General features: G+C 65.4%; 10 protein-coding genes. 5 read left to right on the top strand and 5 right to left on the bottom strand.

What is annotated here, in order from left to right:
- Positions 1-314 precede the first annotated feature (314 nt).
- The 4 genes from kduD to E5673_RS16825 form a co-directional block, all read right to left on the bottom strand.
- A complete protein-coding gene (gene kduD / locus E5673_RS16810) occupies positions 315-1,070 on the bottom strand; it encodes a 2-dehydro-3-deoxy-D-gluconate 5-dehydrogenase KduD (RefSeq protein ID WP_136190890.1) in 756 nt (251 codons plus the stop codon).
- A gap of 130 nt (positions 1,071-1,200) precedes the next feature.
- Entirely contained in the window at positions 1,201-2,043 is an 843-nt protein-coding gene (gene kduI, locus E5673_RS16815; protein WP_136190891.1) for a 5-dehydro-4-deoxy-D-glucuronate isomerase, read from the bottom strand.
- A 110-nt stretch (positions 2,044-2,153) separates the two neighbouring features.
- The gene (locus tag E5673_RS16820) at positions 2,154-4,880 is read right to left on the bottom strand and encodes a Tat pathway signal sequence domain protein (RefSeq protein WP_136190892.1); all 2,727 of its coding nucleotides are present in this window, start codon (positions 4,878-4,880) and stop codon (positions 2,154-2,156) included.
- 11 nt (positions 4,881-4,891) lie between these two features.
- The gene (locus E5673_RS16825; protein ID WP_136190893.1) at positions 4,892-5,551 is read right to left on the bottom strand and encodes a DUF6250 domain-containing protein; all 660 of its coding nucleotides are present in this window, start codon (positions 5,549-5,551) and stop codon (positions 4,892-4,894) included.
- A gap of 181 nt (positions 5,552-5,732) precedes the next feature.
- Here E5673_RS16825 and E5673_RS16830 point away from each other — a divergent pair, with 181 nt between their 5' ends.
- Genes E5673_RS16830 through E5673_RS16845 form a run of 4 tightly spaced genes read left to right on the top strand, consistent with a single transcriptional unit; the run spans position 5,733 to position 10,041 of the window.
- Entirely contained in the window at positions 5,733-6,524 is a 792-nt protein-coding gene (locus E5673_RS16830; protein WP_247599436.1) for a rhamnogalacturonan acetylesterase, read from the top strand.
- A gap of 29 nt (positions 6,525-6,553) precedes the next feature.
- Positions 6,554-7,747, top strand: coding sequence for a rhamnogalacturonan acetylesterase (locus E5673_RS16835; RefSeq protein ID WP_136190895.1), 1,194 nt, complete (start codon positions 6,554-6,556; stop codon positions 7,745-7,747).
- A gap of 1 nt (position 7,748) precedes the next feature.
- Positions 7,749-8,723, top strand: a complete 975-nt coding sequence (locus tag E5673_RS16840) for an alpha/beta hydrolase (RefSeq protein WP_136190896.1) — start codon at positions 7,749-7,751, stop codon at positions 8,721-8,723.
- A 16-nt stretch (positions 8,724-8,739) separates the two neighbouring features.
- On the top strand, positions 8,740-10,041 hold the full coding sequence (locus tag E5673_RS16845; RefSeq protein ID WP_136190897.1) for an oligogalacturonate lyase family protein: 1,302 nt from the start codon (positions 8,740-8,742) through the stop codon (positions 10,039-10,041).
- 12 nt (positions 10,042-10,053) lie between these two features.
- Here the strand turns inward: E5673_RS16845 and E5673_RS16850 are convergent, their stop codons facing one another.
- Positions 10,054-11,985 carry a rhamnogalacturonan lyase gene (locus E5673_RS16850; protein ID WP_168711660.1) on the bottom strand — a complete coding sequence of 644 codons (1,932 nt, stop codon included), beginning with the start codon at positions 11,983-11,985 and terminating at the stop codon, positions 10,054-10,056.
- Between the two features lie 324 nt (positions 11,986-12,309).
- Here E5673_RS16850 and E5673_RS16855 point away from each other — a divergent pair, with 324 nt between their 5' ends.
- The gene (locus tag E5673_RS16855) at positions 12,310-15,498 is read left to right on the top strand and encodes a TonB-dependent receptor (RefSeq protein ID WP_247599437.1); all 3,189 of its coding nucleotides are present in this window, start codon (positions 12,310-12,312) and stop codon (positions 15,496-15,498) included.
- Positions 15,499-15,501 lie beyond the last annotated feature (3 nt).

Here is a 15,501-nt window from a genome sequence, read left to right on the forward strand (position 1 = left end):
AGGCGGTCTGCGAAAGCGCCGGTTATCAGATCTTCGCAAAGACGATCGCATTCGTCACGCCGCTTCAGCAACGCCCAAAGACACCCGTTTCGGCGGTAGACAGACGGATCGCGTGATCGCGACGGGGCCAGCCAGAGAAGCCGATTTCGACAGGTTCCTGGCGATGCTCATCGACCCAACCAACGTTACGCGGATGCCTTAGCTCACGGCGCAGTTCGTATGAGCAATTTTGCGTTAAATTTTATAGTTTTCGGCAAAGGCTCGGGAGGAGACGGAACCCTAACGTCTCGCAATTCTCGACGATGACGTGAGGATCACCGTGCGAGCCAGCCGCCATCGACGGCAAGGATGTGGCCCTGAACGTAGTTGGCTGCCGCCGACGACAGGAACACCGCCGCACCGCCGAGATCGCTCGCTTCGCCCCATTGGCCTGCCGGGATGCGGTCGAGGATCGAGCGATTGCGGGTCTCGTCCGCCTGGAGAGCGGCGGTGTTATTCGTCGCGATGTATCCCGGTGCGATCGCGTTGACGTTGATGCCCTTGGCCGCCCATTCGTTCGCGAGGAGCTTGGTGAGGCCGCCGATCCCCGACTTCGATGCAGTATAGCTCGGCACGCGAATGCCGCCTTGAAACGTCAGCATCGAGGCGATGTTGACGATCTTGCCGCCACCGTTCGCGATCATGTGGCGACCGGCCGCCTGGCACAGGAAGAACACCGACTTGAGGTTGGTGTCGATCACCGCATCCCAGTCGGCTTCGGTGAAGTTGACCGCGTCGGCGCGGCGGATGATGCCGGCGTTGTTGATCAGGATGTCGAGACCGCCGAGCTTGGCCACCGTCTCGTCGACGACGCGCTGGACCGGTTCGATCGTCGACAGGTCGGCCGACACGATCTCCGCTTTCCGTCCGAGCGCGCGGATCTGCGCGACGGTATCTTCGGCAGGCGTGCGCCCGACGCAAGCGACGTCCGCGCCGGCGGTCGCGAGCGCGAGGGCGATGGCCTGGCCGATGCCGGTGTTCGCGCCGGTGACGATGGCGACCTTGCCGGTCAGGTCGAAGGGATTTGTCATCGCTATCTCCTCCCCTCCCGCGTGCGGGAGGGGTCGGGGGTGGGCTCGCGCTTTCCACGCGCGGATCGGTGGAGGCGAGCGCGCGCCCACCCCCTGCCCCCTCCCGCAAGCGGGAAGGGGAAAGTCCGAATTACGCCAGCTGGCAGATATCCAGGACGTTCATGTCGGTATAATCCTGGTTCTCGCCGGCCATGGCCCAGATGAACGCGTACGCCTTGGTGCCCGAGCCCATGTGGATCGACCAGGGCGGGCTGATGACCGCTTCCTCGTTCGCCATCACGATGTGGCGGGTGGCTTCGCCCTCGCCCATGTAGTGGAACACGCGATCCTTCTCGAGATCGTCGAGCTCGAAGTAGAAATAGATCTCGCTGCGACGTTCGTGGATGTGCGGCGGCATCGTGTTCCAGACCGAGCCGGGCTTCAGGACGGTGAGGCCCATGACGAGCTGCGCGCTGTCGCAGATGCCAGGGATGACCATCTGGTAGATCGTCCGCTCGTTCGAGTCCTCAAGCGAACCGCGTTCCAGCGTCGTCGCATCGCCGACCGAGATGACCCGCGTCGTGAACGCCTTGTGCGCAGGGCACGACGCCAGATAAAACCGCGCGCCGTCGCCGGAGAACTGCACGTCCTTCGCGCCCATCGTCACGTACAGGCAATCCTTGTCGCCGAGCGTGAACGTCTCGCCGTCGACCGTGACGGTCCCGCCGACCTTGCCGACGTTGACGACCGCGAGTTCGCGACGCTCCAGGAACGGGTGCCCTGCCGCCGATGCCGGCTCGGTCTGGTCAGGCAGCTTCACCGAGCCGCTTGCGACGGCGACGCCGCCGATAACGAAACGCTCGGCATGGGTGTAGTTGAGCACGCACTCACCATCGCGGAACAGGTCCTGGATCAGGTACCGGTCGCGCAGTTCGTCGTTGGAAACGCACTCCATCATGTCGGGATGCGTGGCGTAGTAGGTGCGGTCGTACATGCGGGACTCCGATGGCCGAGAGATGGATGCCGGAAGCGACACCTTAGTTGATAGAACCGATACCGCTCCGCATATTTTGGCGCAAGTGACCACAATACGGGATTTATCAATCAGTCGCGGCCAACGTCGCCAACGCGGCGTTCACCCAACGCCGCCGGCGATTGGATGGTCGCGCGGTCGAGCGCCTCGGGGATCAACGCCAGACACTGGATCGCGGCAAGACCCCATTGCGCGGACGCGTTGGTCGAAACGCCGGGCCATTCGGTGACGTGCCCTTCGGTATGCCGCGGATCGCTCGGCCATGTGCCAAGCCCCGCATCGCCGGACAGGAACTCGCCCGCCGCTCGGGCAGCGAGTGTCGCATCCTGCGTTTCGTGGGCGACGTACGCGGTGAGCCGCGAATGAGCCTCACGGAGGTTGCGCGGGCCGAACGGTGGACCGAACTTTGCCAGATATTCGGCCTGGGGCGCGTTGTACCAGCGGCAATAGTCGAACCAGGCGGTACGATAGCGCGGCACATCGAGCAGGCGGATGAGTTCCGAACTCACCTCGACAGCGCCGAACACCGCGTTCAGATGCGAGAGCCGGATACCGCGGTTCTGGTCGACGAACCGGCCCGAGGCGAGATCGAACGGCGCGCTACCGGTCATCCAGCCGTGCGGCAGGCGCCCTATGCTATCAAGCCCCGCGATGATCCGGTCGCGCCAGCGGGAGTCGCCGGTCCGCTCCCATTCGGTCAGCCACGTCGCGGCAAGCGGGCACCAGGTCGTGCCGAACGTCATCTCGATCGTGCCCGCCGGCAGATTAGGCTTTTTGGCGCCCGGCACCTTCCGCCCGATCTCGACCTGCTGGAGCGTCTGGTCGGAGGTAAGCAGGTCGCGCATCAGGTCGCCGACGCGCTCATCGGCGGTCAGGTAATAGAAGATGCGGCGATAGCTCGCGTTGCTGACGCGTGGCTGTTTCGAGCTGTCGCTCCAATGCTGGACGCCGTGGCGCGTGCCCATGCCGGCGAAGCGACCGCCGTGATACACGTCGACCTCGCCGGTGTGGCGAGTCATCGCCTCGGCGAAGCGGAACGCCTGCGCGTTGCCGGTGCGCAGGACCGAATACCAGAGCCACAAATCGGGCGAGAGTTCGCTGTTGTCCCACGCGAATCCACCGATATCGTACCGCCAGCGATGCCGGTCGCTGTCATAGGTGTGCATGATATCGCCGTGGTTCCAGAACCCGTACCAGGACCGGCGGTCGACCTCGCCCGCGTAGAAGTCGATCAAATTGTCGAGCTGGTTCTCGATCGCGGTGCGGTTCGGCGTCGAGCGATCGGGCAGGCCCCAGTCGCTGAACACGTGCGCGGCGTGGAGGTGTTCGGGGGTCGCCATCAACTGCGGCGGTGTCGCTTGAGCCTTCGCCATCTGCGCGAGCGTCGCGGTGTCGGGTGTCGCGGGCAGCGCCCACAGCGTCAGTTCACTGGTCCGCGCTATGCCCGACGCATCGTCCCAGCCGGGCTCGTAATCCTCATAGGTGACGGACAGGCCCTCGTTCTGCGCGGCAAATCCCCCCATCCCCATCGCACCGTGATAGGGCCGCAGGTCCATCGCGGGCGCCTCGGGCGACCAGAGCCACGCGGTCAACCGTGCCGCGTCGCCATCCGCGCCGTCGATGTGGAGCGCAGTCGGGTGCCGCTGCCAAAAATAGCGCTGGCCGAGCGCGACGCCGCCATCCGGACCGCCAACATAGGCGAGCCCAGGCGCGCGGCGACCTTCGTCCGCGTCGATCCAGCCCTGGCCGGGCGCGGTCCGCTTAGTCAGTTGCCAGCCATTGGCGTTGGGCTGTTCAAGCCGGAAGTCACCCCAGGGTGGAATCCGCTCGAGCGTATCGCGCACGGCTGGCGCCATCGTTGCCAGCGGCGGGGTTGCGTGTCCGGCGACCTGCGCCTCGCGGAACGTTCGGCCGGGGTCGCGACGCAGACCGGTGAGCGGGCGGATACCCTCGGCGAACATCTGCCCATCGGTGGCGATGCGGACATGGCGATCGTGAAGCGCGCCGCGCACCGGGACCGACGCCTGTACGCCCAGGCTCGCCAGAAAGTCATGGCCCGCATTGCCGTCGAACACGAAGCTGTGGACGATCCGCAACGCCGCCGATCCGGCATAGGCATAGAGCCGCACCGTAAAGGGGAGCCAGCGACGATCGGCCATCGCGTGCCGCCCCTCGATCTTGACGACCGCGCGGACGGGTCCGCGTTGCTCGATGGTGACCTTTTCGATCTCGCCGGCGAACGACACGGGTTCGCCGTGGAGCGGGTCGGACTTTACCGAACCGACCAGCGTGACGGGGCCGAGCACGGGCCGTCCGGACTGGCTGGCCGAGCGGACCAATGCGGGGCCGGTGCGGCCGATCTCCCAGCGCAGGTCGCCGACGTCGATGACGACCGCATCGGTCGTCTCGGTGACCTTCACCGCGCGCGCTGGTGCCGTCGCCCGACCGCGCGTGACGATCAGGCCAGCGGGCGCGACATCGGCAGGTATCGCGTGGGCGGTCCACTTGATCGAACCGTCGGGCCAGGTCGCGGTGGTCCAAGTCTGCGCGGGTATGTCGGCGCCGTCGACGGTGCGAACTGCGAGCGCGGTGTTGCGCTTCAGCACGCCGCGCGGCCACGCGACGCCAAACGTCTGCCCCATGTGCATCGTCGGCGCTGCCCCGTCGATCCAGCGGATCGGGGCAGACTGGAACGCAGGCGCAGGCGCGGCATCGAGCCGGACCGGCAGCAGCGCGGTCGCACCGCCGAGCAGTGCGACCTTCAGCGTATCGCGCCGCGTAGGGTTCATTGGGGTCATGATCGTCTCCATCAGCGGCGCGTGATCGACAGGCGTCGGATGCGCAGGTGGCTCCACGAGGTCCGCAGCCCGAACTGGCCGGACGCATAGGGTTCGGGATCGTCGAGCGTGAACATCCGCCGCCCGTCGCGCTCCACCGCCACCGTCCGCCCGTCCGCAATCAGCCGGATCGTCGTCCAGCGATTGGCCTGAAGCATGTCGGCGGTGTCGCGCCTGTCGTGCTGGGGCAGCAGCGGGCGATCCCCGACGCGGCCGACATAGCGGCGGAAGCGGGTCGTCGTGTTCCGGTTGCCGCCGACACCGACATAATAGGTGCGCAGGCTGTCATAGTCCGCGAAGGCGCCGCTGCGGTGGTGGACGAGAACGGAACTCCCGTCGTCTTCACGGGCCATCCAGAACGCGTTGAGGTCGCTGACATTGTCGTTCACGCCGCCCTGCGATACCGCCATCGCCTGAAACCGAATGACGACCGGCCCCGCGACCGGCTTGCGCCACCATAGCGTCAGGCCCTTCGCGGTATCGATATCGATGATCCCGCCGCGTTCGGTGACTCGCGCCGCGGGATCCTCGGCCTCGACGACCCAATCGGCGAGCGGCTGGCGGGCGATCGACGTCGACGGCACGCTGGCGAGGATACCCGCCGCGATGTGAAGCCGTGCATTCAAGCGCATGCTGCCCTCCCCGTGCGCTGTCATCGCGCTCCGCCATTGCATAGGCCGCGAAATCGTCGCCGCCAAGTTCGTTCCGAATATTAGTTAGGCATTCCACATGATGGTTATTTCATCGAGATGCCGGTTGCTCTTTCCGGAACGTCGTCGCATCATGCGGGAAAGAAGACGCGGGAGAGTGTGGGTGAAGAACGGCGTATTGATAGCCATCGCTCTGGTTACGCCTGCATTGGGCGGAGCCGCCCCTGCCCCGATGCGGATCTACATCGCCAGCGACTCGACCGCACAGGATTACAAAGCTGACCGTTATCCGCAGTCTGGTTGGGGCACGATGCTGCGATGCGCCGTGGCGCCAAACGTCAGCGTCGAGAACCGTGCGATCGGCGGGCGCAGCACCAACAGCTTCATCCGCGAGGGCCGGCTCGACAAGATCGCCGCGGACCTGCGGAAAGGCGACACATTGCTGATCCAGTTCGGTCACAACGATGCGAGTGTCGACAAGCCCGAACGCTTCACGACTATCGAGCAGTATCGCGCGAACCTCCGCCGCTTTCTCGCCGTCGCCAGCCATGCGGGTGCGAAGGCGGTGATCCTGACTCCGGTCGCGCGACGCGATTTCAAGGACGGAGTCGAGCAACCGAGCTTTCCGACCTATGCCGACGCGGCGCGACAGGTTGCACGCGAGACGCGGACGCCGCTGATCGATCTCGGCAAGACGTCACAGGCGTGGGTGCAAGCGGCCGGGGCCGACGCGGCGAAGGGCTATTATTTGCATTACACTGGGGCGGCAGGAGCGACCGGCTATCCCACCGGCGTGGCCGACGATACGCATTTCAGCGAGATGGGCGCGCGGCGGGTTGCCGATCTTGTGGCGACCGGGCTCCATCGTCTGAAGCTGCCGATCGCGCGGTACGTGACGCCTGGGACTCCTGCCCTGACGCGTGCGACGCCCGCGGGTGGCCCGTCGTGCGGCTGATCGGCGCGCTGGCTCTGGGATTTGCTTTGATGAGTACGGCGGCCGAAGCGCAGGTACGGAGGTTCGTGTTCAGTGGTGGCGCGGCCCCAAAGGACGCCATCTCGGTGGCAGCCGGGCGCGCTTATGCGGACGGCTTCGGTTTCGAGGGCGGCAACCCCGCGCTGTTCTCGGTTGCGGTCCCGCCGGGTAATTATCGGGTCACGGTAACTCTCGGCCTTCCCAAGATGCGTACCGACACCAGTATCAAGGCGGAGTCGCGACGATTGATGCTCGACGCGGTCGTCGTGCCGGCGGGGCGATCGCTCACGCAGAGCTTCGTCGTCAACGTCCGCAACGCCGCACTCACCCCGCCGCCGCTGAACGCGCCGGGCGGGACCGCGGTGCTGATCAAGCCACGCGAGCGCGGTTCGTTCAGCTGGGACGACCGGCTGACGCTGGAGATGCTTGGGACGAAGCCCGGCGTGACTGCGATCACGATCGAGCCGATCACGGTGCCGACGATATTCCTGCTCGGCGATTCCACCGTCACCGACCAGCCGGCCGAGCCTGCCGCCAGTTGGGGGCAGATGCTCCCCGCGTTCTTCCGTCCGGACATCGCCGTCGCCAATCACGCGGAATCGGGTGAGACGATGAAGTCGTTCATGACCGAATTGCGCTTCGCCAAGGTGTTGGAGTCCGCGAAGCCGGGCGATTGGGCGCTGATCCAGTTCGGGCACAACGACCAGAAAGCGCAGTGGCCGCACACCTACGCCGCGGCCGAGACGACCTATCGAGATTACCTTCGCGCGTGGATCGCGGAGTTCCGTCGACGGGGCGTCGAGCCTGTGTTCGTGACCTCGCCCGAGCGGCGGATGTGGACGGGCGACAAGATCCGCCCGACTCTCGCGGACTATGCCGCAGCGGTGAAGGCGGTCGGCGCGGAATTGCGCGTGCCGGTGATCGACCTGAATGCCGCGAGCATCCGTTTCTACGAAGCGCTCGGACCGGCCCGTGCGCCGCTCGCGTTCAACGATGGCGGCAAGGACGCGACGCACCACGACAATTACGGCGCGTGGGTGCTCGCGCGCACAGTCGCGGCGGGCATTGCCACAGCGAAACTACCGCTCGCCGAACATCTGAAGCCGGACCTGACAGCATTCGATGCGGGCCATCCGCCCGACCCTGCCACGTTCCGGCTTGCGCCGAGCGTGGCGCATGATTCCACCCGACCGGACGGAAACTGAGATGACCACGCGACGTACGATCCTGGCCGGTGGTCTCGCCAGTGGACTGACGAGCCTGTTGCCGCTCCGCGCTTTCGCACAGGACACGACGCTGGCGGTGGAGCGGTTCGCGCTCTGGCCAAGTGCCGCACCCGGCGGCCCGACACCGGCGGTTGCCGACCAGTGGGTCAAGCGTTCGCCGACTGGCGCGGCGGACGACATCGCCTGGCCGCATGTCGCAACGCCGATGCTGACGGTGGTGCGACCGGCGAAGCCTAACGGCGCGGCGGTGCTGATCTGTCCGGGCGGCGGTTACGCGCGCGTAGCGGTTGGCCGGACCGGCGGCGGCATCGCACGCGATTTCGCGGCCCGCGGCATCACCGCGTTCGAGCTGCTCTATCGCCTGCCGCACGATGGCTGGGCGGCGGGTCCCGATGCGCCGTTGCAGGATGCGCAGCGGGCGATGCGCGTGATCCGCGCGGGTGCGGGCACGCGCTGGACGGTCGACCCAGCGCGCGTTGCCGTCACCGGCTTTTCCGCTGGCGGGCATCTCGCGGCGCGGCTGGCGTCCCGGTCGGCCATGCCGAGCTACACGCCGATCGATGCGGCCGATCGCCTGTCCGCAAAGCCAGTGATCGCCGGGCTGTTCTTTCCCGTCGTGACGATGCTCGACGACGGCGTGCATGCCCAATCGCGTCGCGAATTGCTCGGTCCGCACGCGGCCGATCCAGCTTGGCAGCACCGCTATTCGACGCAGATCGATTTTCCGGCCGACATGCCGCCGAGCTTCGTGATGGCGAACGCCGATGATCCAGCAGTGCCGGCGCGCAACAGCATACTGCTGTACGAGGCGCTGCATGCCGCCAAGATTCCCACGGAATTGATGGTGTTCGAAAAGGGCGGCCACGGCCCGCCTGCCCCGCACCGCGACGGCACGCCGATACCGTGGATGGACCTGTTCCTGGCCTGGTCACGCGACCATGGCTGGCCCGCGTGACGACAAGGATCTGACGATGCGAAACATTGCATTCGGGCTGAGCATGGCGCTCGCCATCGCCGCGCCTTCGATGGCGGCAAAACCGGCCTCATGGATCGATGCGAAGACCGGCCACAAGGTCCTGCGACTGTCCGACGCGCCCGGCAATTACGCGCTCTATTTCAACTACAACGCCTACACGCCGCAGGGTGACCTGATGATATTCCAGACTGCCGACGGTATCTCGGTGGCGGATACGAAGACATGGGCGGTCAAGTCGTTGCTGCACCGGCCGGGCGCTCACCTGCTGTTCGCCGGGCACAAGACGCGTACCGCGTATTTCTCCGAACAGGCCAAGGGTGGGAACGACGCGCCGATCACGATCTATGCCGCCGACATCGATACCGCCAAGGTCCGCAGGATCGCGGTGGTACCGAAGGGCAGCCGCATCGATACGCTCAACGCCGACGAGACATTGCTCGCCGGGCAGGTCGCCTCGCGCGACATGCCGCTCCAGCCCAACGCGGCGGGGGTCGATATCAAGACCGGACAGACGGCGTACGCGGCGAACTGGCCCGACGGCCGGCCGATGGTCTATGCCGACGCCAAGGAGTTCCGGCTGAACCAGCGGCTCGACGCCAAGATCCCGATGGAGATCTTCACCGTCGACGTGACGACCGGGCAGCGGCGCAGCGTGGTGAAGGCGACCGACTGGCTCAACCACCTGCAATTCTCGCCGACCGATCCGACGCTGCTGATGTATTGCCATGAGGGGCCGTGGCACCGCGTCGATCGAATCTGGACCATCCGTACCGACGGCAGCCAGATGACCAAGGTCCACACGCGGGCGATGAACATGGAGATCGCCGGCCATGAATTCTGGTCGCCCGACGGCAAGACGATCTGGTACGATCTGCAGACGCCGCGCGGCGAGGATTTCTGGCTCGCCGGCTACGACGTCGCCACCGCCAAGCGCCGTTGGTATCATCTCGACCGCAACGAATGGTCGGTCCACTATAACGTCTCGGCGGACCAGACACTGTTCTCGGGCGACGGCGGCGACAGCGAGATGGTCGCGCACGCCCCCGACGGGAAGTGGATGTACCTCTTCCGCCCCAAGCCGGTTCCCGATGTCGCCGGGATCCGTGCCGACAATGCCGACAGCCTGATCGAAGCAGGGACCTTCGCCGCAGAGAAACTCGTCGACATGGGCAAGCAGGATTACAAGCTGGAGCCCAACGCGCGCTTCTCGCCGGACGGGAAATGGCTGATCTTCCGCGCGAACATCGAGGGCAAGGCGGCGATCTACGCGGTGGAGACCGCCAAGGCTCGGCCCTGACGGCCGGCAGCCTCAGTCGGCGTCGTCCGACGGCGTGAGGCTGCCCGGAAAATAGCCGAGATGCGGCGGCTGGTTATAGGCGGTGTTCTGCCACGCGACGCCCGCGCGGTAGACCGGGTCCTGCATCAACGTGACGAGGCGGTGCCTGGTCGAGTACGGCGTCAAGTAGATGCGCAGTTCGCGGTTGTCCGCCGAACGCCACACCACCTCCTCGCGCCAGTCGCCGAGAATGTCCGCCTGTAACGCAGGGTTGGATTTGGTGCCGTTGTTCGATGCGACGTCGGTCGGGTGCAGCAACGGCAAGGCGGTGCCCGTCTTCCAGTTCCATTTGCTGATTGTCGTGCCATCGAGCAACTCCTGGAGCAGGTCGCCATCCCAGTAGAGCGCGAAGTTGGTCTGGCGCGGCGCCGGGCCGATCGCGTGACCCTTCACGTCGAACAGGTCGCGGCTGTTCGAGCCCCATAGCTCGGCCCCGACATGACGTGGGTCGATATCCGCGGCGAGCCCGCGACCGGTATCGGTATCGGCAGGCTTGGTCCACAGGACCCCGCCGGTGCGCGCGTCGAGCAACGCCGAGCCGATCCCGCCATTGGTTTTCACCTGTTCGTGCACGCCCCATTTCTCCAGTCCCGGACGCAGCGGATCGAGATCGGCGACGTGCATCGCATCGCCGTGGAACAGCGGCACGGTCCACAATCCCTTCCCGTCGTCGTCGACCGCCATCGAGCCATAGATCACCTCGTCGCGGCCATCGCCGTCGACATCGTCTATGCTGAGCTGGTGGTTGCCGCGATCGGCATAGTCGGCGTTACCCGGCGCGGCGCTGTCGAACAGCCAGCGCTTGGTCAGCTTGCCACCGCGATAATCCCACGCGGCGATCGCGGTGCGCGCATAATAGCCGCGGCCGAAAATCATGCTGGGGTGCTGCCCGTCCAGATAGGCCGTACCTGCGAGGAACCGGTCGGAGCGGTTGGCATAGCCATCGCCCCAGGTCTCGCGCATCTGCTCGAAGCTCGGATTGCCGCCGGGATAGCGCGGTGGATCATAGGCCGCGGTGGCGAGCGCCTTGCCCGAACGACCGTCGAACACCGTCAGATATTCCGGGCCTTTCAGGATACGTCCGACGAGCGGCGCGACCTTGGTGCCGTCCGCCAGCACCTTCGCGCCGGTCTTGTCCGGTTGCGGCACTTCGCCATCGCGGCCGCGCCAGTCCGCTTTCGCGTCGCCGATCGTGACTCCGGTACCGTCGACGGTGCCGTCCGCGGTCTTCATCGCGATTTCGGCGCGGCCGTCGCCATCGTAATCAGCAACCTGGAACTGCGTGTAATGCGCGCCCGCGCGGATGTTGCGGCCGAGGTCGATCCGCCAGAGCCGCTTGCCGTCGAGCGTATAGGCGTCGACGAAGACGTTGCCGGTATAGCCCGCCTGGCTGTTGTCGTGGCTGTTGGTCGGATCCCATTTCAGGATCAGCTCGTAACGTCCATCGCCATCGAGATCGCCGACGCTGGCATCGTTGGCGGTATAGGTGAACGCCTCGCCATCGGGCGTCGTCCCGCCGGGCGGGGGTACGAGCGGGATCGAGAGATATCCGTTCGGTGCCATCAGCGCGGGCGCGCTAGCCGTCGCCGCCTTGCCGCCGACGAGGGCACGAATGGTATAGCGTGCGCGATCATTGCCCTGCCGATCAACGAACGACGTCGCGTCGGCGAGGGGTTGCGGCGTGACCTTGCGACCGTCGCGGTAGACGTCGAAGCGGGTCGCGGACGGATCGTCCCGTAGCAGTCGCCAGCTGACGAGCCAGCCGCCGTCCTTCGCGGGCGTGGCGACGACGCCGCGATCCAGCCGCTCTACCGCGCGGGACGGCGATGCGGCCAGCGCGGGTGTCGCAACACCGACCATGAGCGCCAGAAACGCGCGGCTGCCTATCGTCATCATCATCTCCATCGCGGCGTGCCAATTATCGCACTTATCCCAATTATTATGATTGCCCTTCAGGAAATGGCAAACTAATAAACGGGACAGAGCTTCACAATATGGTTTTTCGTCGGTCATGGTACCGGCATTGGCGACGGTAACGACCGCGCCGAGACGAGGGGATGATGATGACTGGACCCAGCACAGAAATTGATCGCGCATCATGCCGTAAGGCCTGCCGCGCCCGTGCCTTGTCGACGCGCCCAGCCGGCTAGCCCAGCCACCTAGCATGGCGACTTCACGATGGGCCGGCTACCGCATGCGTCGCCGCCCGGAACGTCTTTCGGGGGAAATATGATGACACTTCATACTTGTTCGGTGCGCAATCTGGCGATCACGACGTCTGCACTGGCGCTGATGCTGGGCTCGGCGACCGCCGCTACCGCCCAGACGACCGCACCCACGACGCCGGCGACAGACGTGGCGCAATCCGCACAGAAGCCCGCGCCCGACGCGACCCTGCCGGACGGCGCGACCTCTGAAGACATCCTCGTCGTCGGCACGCGCGCCTCGCTGCAATCGGCGATCGCCCGCAAACGCAAGGCCGGCACCGTGGTCGACTCGATCGTCGCCGACGACATCGCAAGCTTTCCCGACAAGAACCTCGGGGACTCGCTGGCCCGCGTCACCGGCGTGCAGCTCGACCGCGACTTCGGCGAAGGCACCAAGGTGTCGATCCGCGGCGTCGAACCCGATCTCAACCGCATCGAAATCAACGGCGTCACCCAAGCCAGCGCCGATGGCAGCCGCTCGGGCGATCTGCGCGACCTCGCGACCGAACTCGTCAAGTCGATCGACGTCTACAAAGGCTACAGCGCCGACCTGACCGAAGGCGGCCTCGGCGGCACGGTCAGCGTCGAGACGCGCCGCCCGCTCGAACTGGCAAAGCCACTTCTAAGCGCAGTGGCCTCCGCTCAGCACCTCGACACCGCACAGAAATGGCGTCCCCGCCTCACCGGCATCTTCGGGACACCCCATTTCCTGCTCGATGGCCTCGGCATTCTGGGCACCGTCAACTACGAGAAGAAGCAGCTTCGCCAGGACTATATCAGCAACACCAACTGGAAGCGGATCGCGGATTTCGACCGCTCTGACGAGAAGACCGTCGCCAACCCCGCTTATGCCAATTTCAACACCTATGGCAGTTGCGCAGGCGTCGGCGGAGCGAATGCGGCAGCGGCGACGACGCGGCGACTGGCCTGCGAGACGCAGTTCTTCGATTGGGTCCCGACCGTGCCGCGCCTGCGCCAGCGCCGGATCGACGACCAGCGCCTGTCCGCCGATCTCCAGGTCCAGTATGAATTCGCGCCGAACTTCCGCGCGTACGCCGAAGCGATCATCACCAACCGCAAGCAGCAGTTCAACGACGTCAACTACTCGCTCGATCTCGGCCGCTTCGAACGCTTCAATTACGACGCCGCGCTGCCGGTCGGACTGAATGGCGCCACGTCGCGTCCGCAGATCACCGCGGGCACCTCCACCAGCGAGAACCACGTCGTCACCAGCGCGCTGACCGCGCTCAATTCGGTCAATGTCGGCACCGCCGCTGCACCGGTCTGGAACGGTGCCAGCAACATCCTCGGCGTCCAGCGTCGCGATTTCAAATACGACCAGCGCACCCGGTATTACCTGACCGGGTTCGATTGGACGTTCGACGATCTCAAGATCAAGGCACTCGCGTCGCATTCGACGGGCCGAACCGTCAACGATACCAACCTGCTCGCCTATTCGACCGGCATCGGCGGGATAACCATAGACCGTCGCAACGACCTCGGCATTCCGGTGTTCGTGTTCCCCGAGAACTTCGACCCGAATTCGACGGGCGCCTATGTCCGCCCCGGCACGATCAACGCACCCGGACGGCAGGCCGGACCGACCGTCCAGTTTCGCCCGAGCGACAACAACAACAAGGAAGACCAGCTCAAGCTCGACGCGGACTGGAACACCAACCTGCCGTTCCTGACGAGCATCGAATATGGCGGGCAGTTCCGCTGGCAGGAGTATGAGAACTACAACGGCGGCGGCTCGCGCCTGCTGACGCCCGCGGTTTCGGCGAATCCGTCAACCGGCGCCGCGGCCGTCCCTGCCGTGTATCAGACGAGCGCCAACGTTTCGTACACCACCGTCGTCACCGATACGCCGCCGGCCGTGCGCGCCGCGAACACCTATTACATGACGCAGGCCCAGTACGCACAGTTCATCGCGGCCAATACCGGTGGCTTGCCGGGCGCGGGCCTGTTCACCGGGCTCAAGGGTGCGCCGGCCGGCCTGCCGTCGCAACTGTCCGTCCCGACGATCGACTTCGACCGACTGGGCCAGATTTACGACCTCTCGGGCTTCGATCAGGACCTGGTCCGCAACGCCGATGGCCAGTCGCAGATCCCGACCGTTTTCATCAAGGAAACCGTCGCCGCCGCATATCTGAAGGGTAATTTCGAACAGGACGTCCTCGGCATGCGGTTCAGCGGCAATGCCGGCCTTCGCTATATCAAGACGACCGACAAGGGCACCGGCACCAACATCAGCCGGCAGACCCGGATCCGTCCCGGCACGGGCGTGCCCGGTATTCCCGCAGTGATCGAAACGGTCACGCTTGCGGCAAACTCGCTGTCGTTGAAGAACAGCTACACCGACTGGCTTCCCGCGTTCAACGGTGCGCTGGAAATCACGCCGAACCTGACCTTCCGCGCCAACTGGGCCCGCAATCTCGCCCGTCCCAAGCCGACCGATCTGGTCCCCAACGTCAATTGTCTCGATGACTCCACCGATATCACCGGGCTCCAGGACGCATGCACGGCGGGCAATCCCGATCTCGTGCCGTATCGCGCCGATCAGTGGGAAGTGAACCTCGGCTGGTTCCCGAACAAGGACACCGCGGTCAGCATTGGCTATTTCAAGAAATACGAGAAGAGCTTCGTCATCTCGAACGTGACGCGCGGCGATGTCGATCTCTTCCAGGACGGCTCGCTGTTCACGGTCCGCCAGCCGGTCAACGGCTTCGGCGCGTTGCTGGACGGGATCGAAGGGAGCGTACAAACCGCCTTCACGTTCCTCCCCGCACCGTTCGATGGTCTCGGGGCCAGCGGCAACTTCACCTATGCGCGCGCGATCCGGACCAACCTGACCAACGTCGCCACCGGTCAACCGCTCAACGACTATCCCGGCCTATCGAAATGGACCGCGAATGCGAGCATCTTCTACGACAAGGATTGGCTCAACATCCGCGTCAACTACAACTACCGGTCGAACTGGCTGGCGGTCGTGTCCGACGTCAACTTCGACAACAGCCCGATCTATCGTCGCGGCGAAGGCTATTTCGATGCCAAGGTAACGTTCCGGTTCCCCGAGCAGCACACCCAGTTGTTCATGGAGATCCAGAACATCAACAAGGAGTCGTCGGCGAGCTACATCGACAAGGCTCGGCCGGTGGAATATTATTACGCGGGCCAGCGGTTCTTCGCCGGTCTCCAGCTAAAATTCTAGAGC

Source organism: Sphingomonas sp. PAMC26645, from assembly GCF_004795835.1.
In the GTDB taxonomy this organism is placed as follows: domain Bacteria; phylum Pseudomonadota; class Alphaproteobacteria; order Sphingomonadales; family Sphingomonadaceae; genus Sphingomonas.

Coding starts and splice junctions, on each gene's coding strand:
- kduI (WP_136190891.1), bottom strand. CDS start 2,043: ATGTACGACCGCACCTACTACGCCACGCATCCCGACATGATGGAGTGC.
- E5673_RS16850 (WP_168711660.1), bottom strand. CDS start 11,985: ATGGAGATGATGATGACGATAGGCAGCCGCGCGTTTCTGGCGCTCATG.
- E5673_RS16855 (WP_247599437.1), top strand. CDS start 12,310: ATGATGACACTTCATACTTGTTCGGTGCGCAATCTGGCGATCACGACG.
- E5673_RS16835 (WP_136190895.1), top strand. CDS start 6,554: ATGAGTACGGCGGCCGAAGCGCAGGTACGGAGGTTCGTGTTCAGTGGT.
- E5673_RS16820 (WP_136190892.1), bottom strand. CDS start 4,880: ATGACCCCAATGAACCCTACGCGGCGCGATACGCTGAAGGTCGCACTG.
- E5673_RS16840 (WP_136190896.1), top strand. CDS start 7,749: ATGACCACGCGACGTACGATCCTGGCCGGTGGTCTCGCCAGTGGACTG.
- kduD (WP_136190890.1), bottom strand. CDS start 1,070: ATGACAAATCCCTTCGACCTGACCGGCAAGGTCGCCATCGTCACCGGC.
- E5673_RS16845 (WP_136190897.1), top strand. CDS start 8,740: ATGCGAAACATTGCATTCGGGCTGAGCATGGCGCTCGCCATCGCCGCG.
- E5673_RS16825 (WP_136190893.1), bottom strand. CDS start 5,551: ATGCGCTTGAATGCACGGCTTCACATCGCGGCGGGTATCCTCGCCAGC.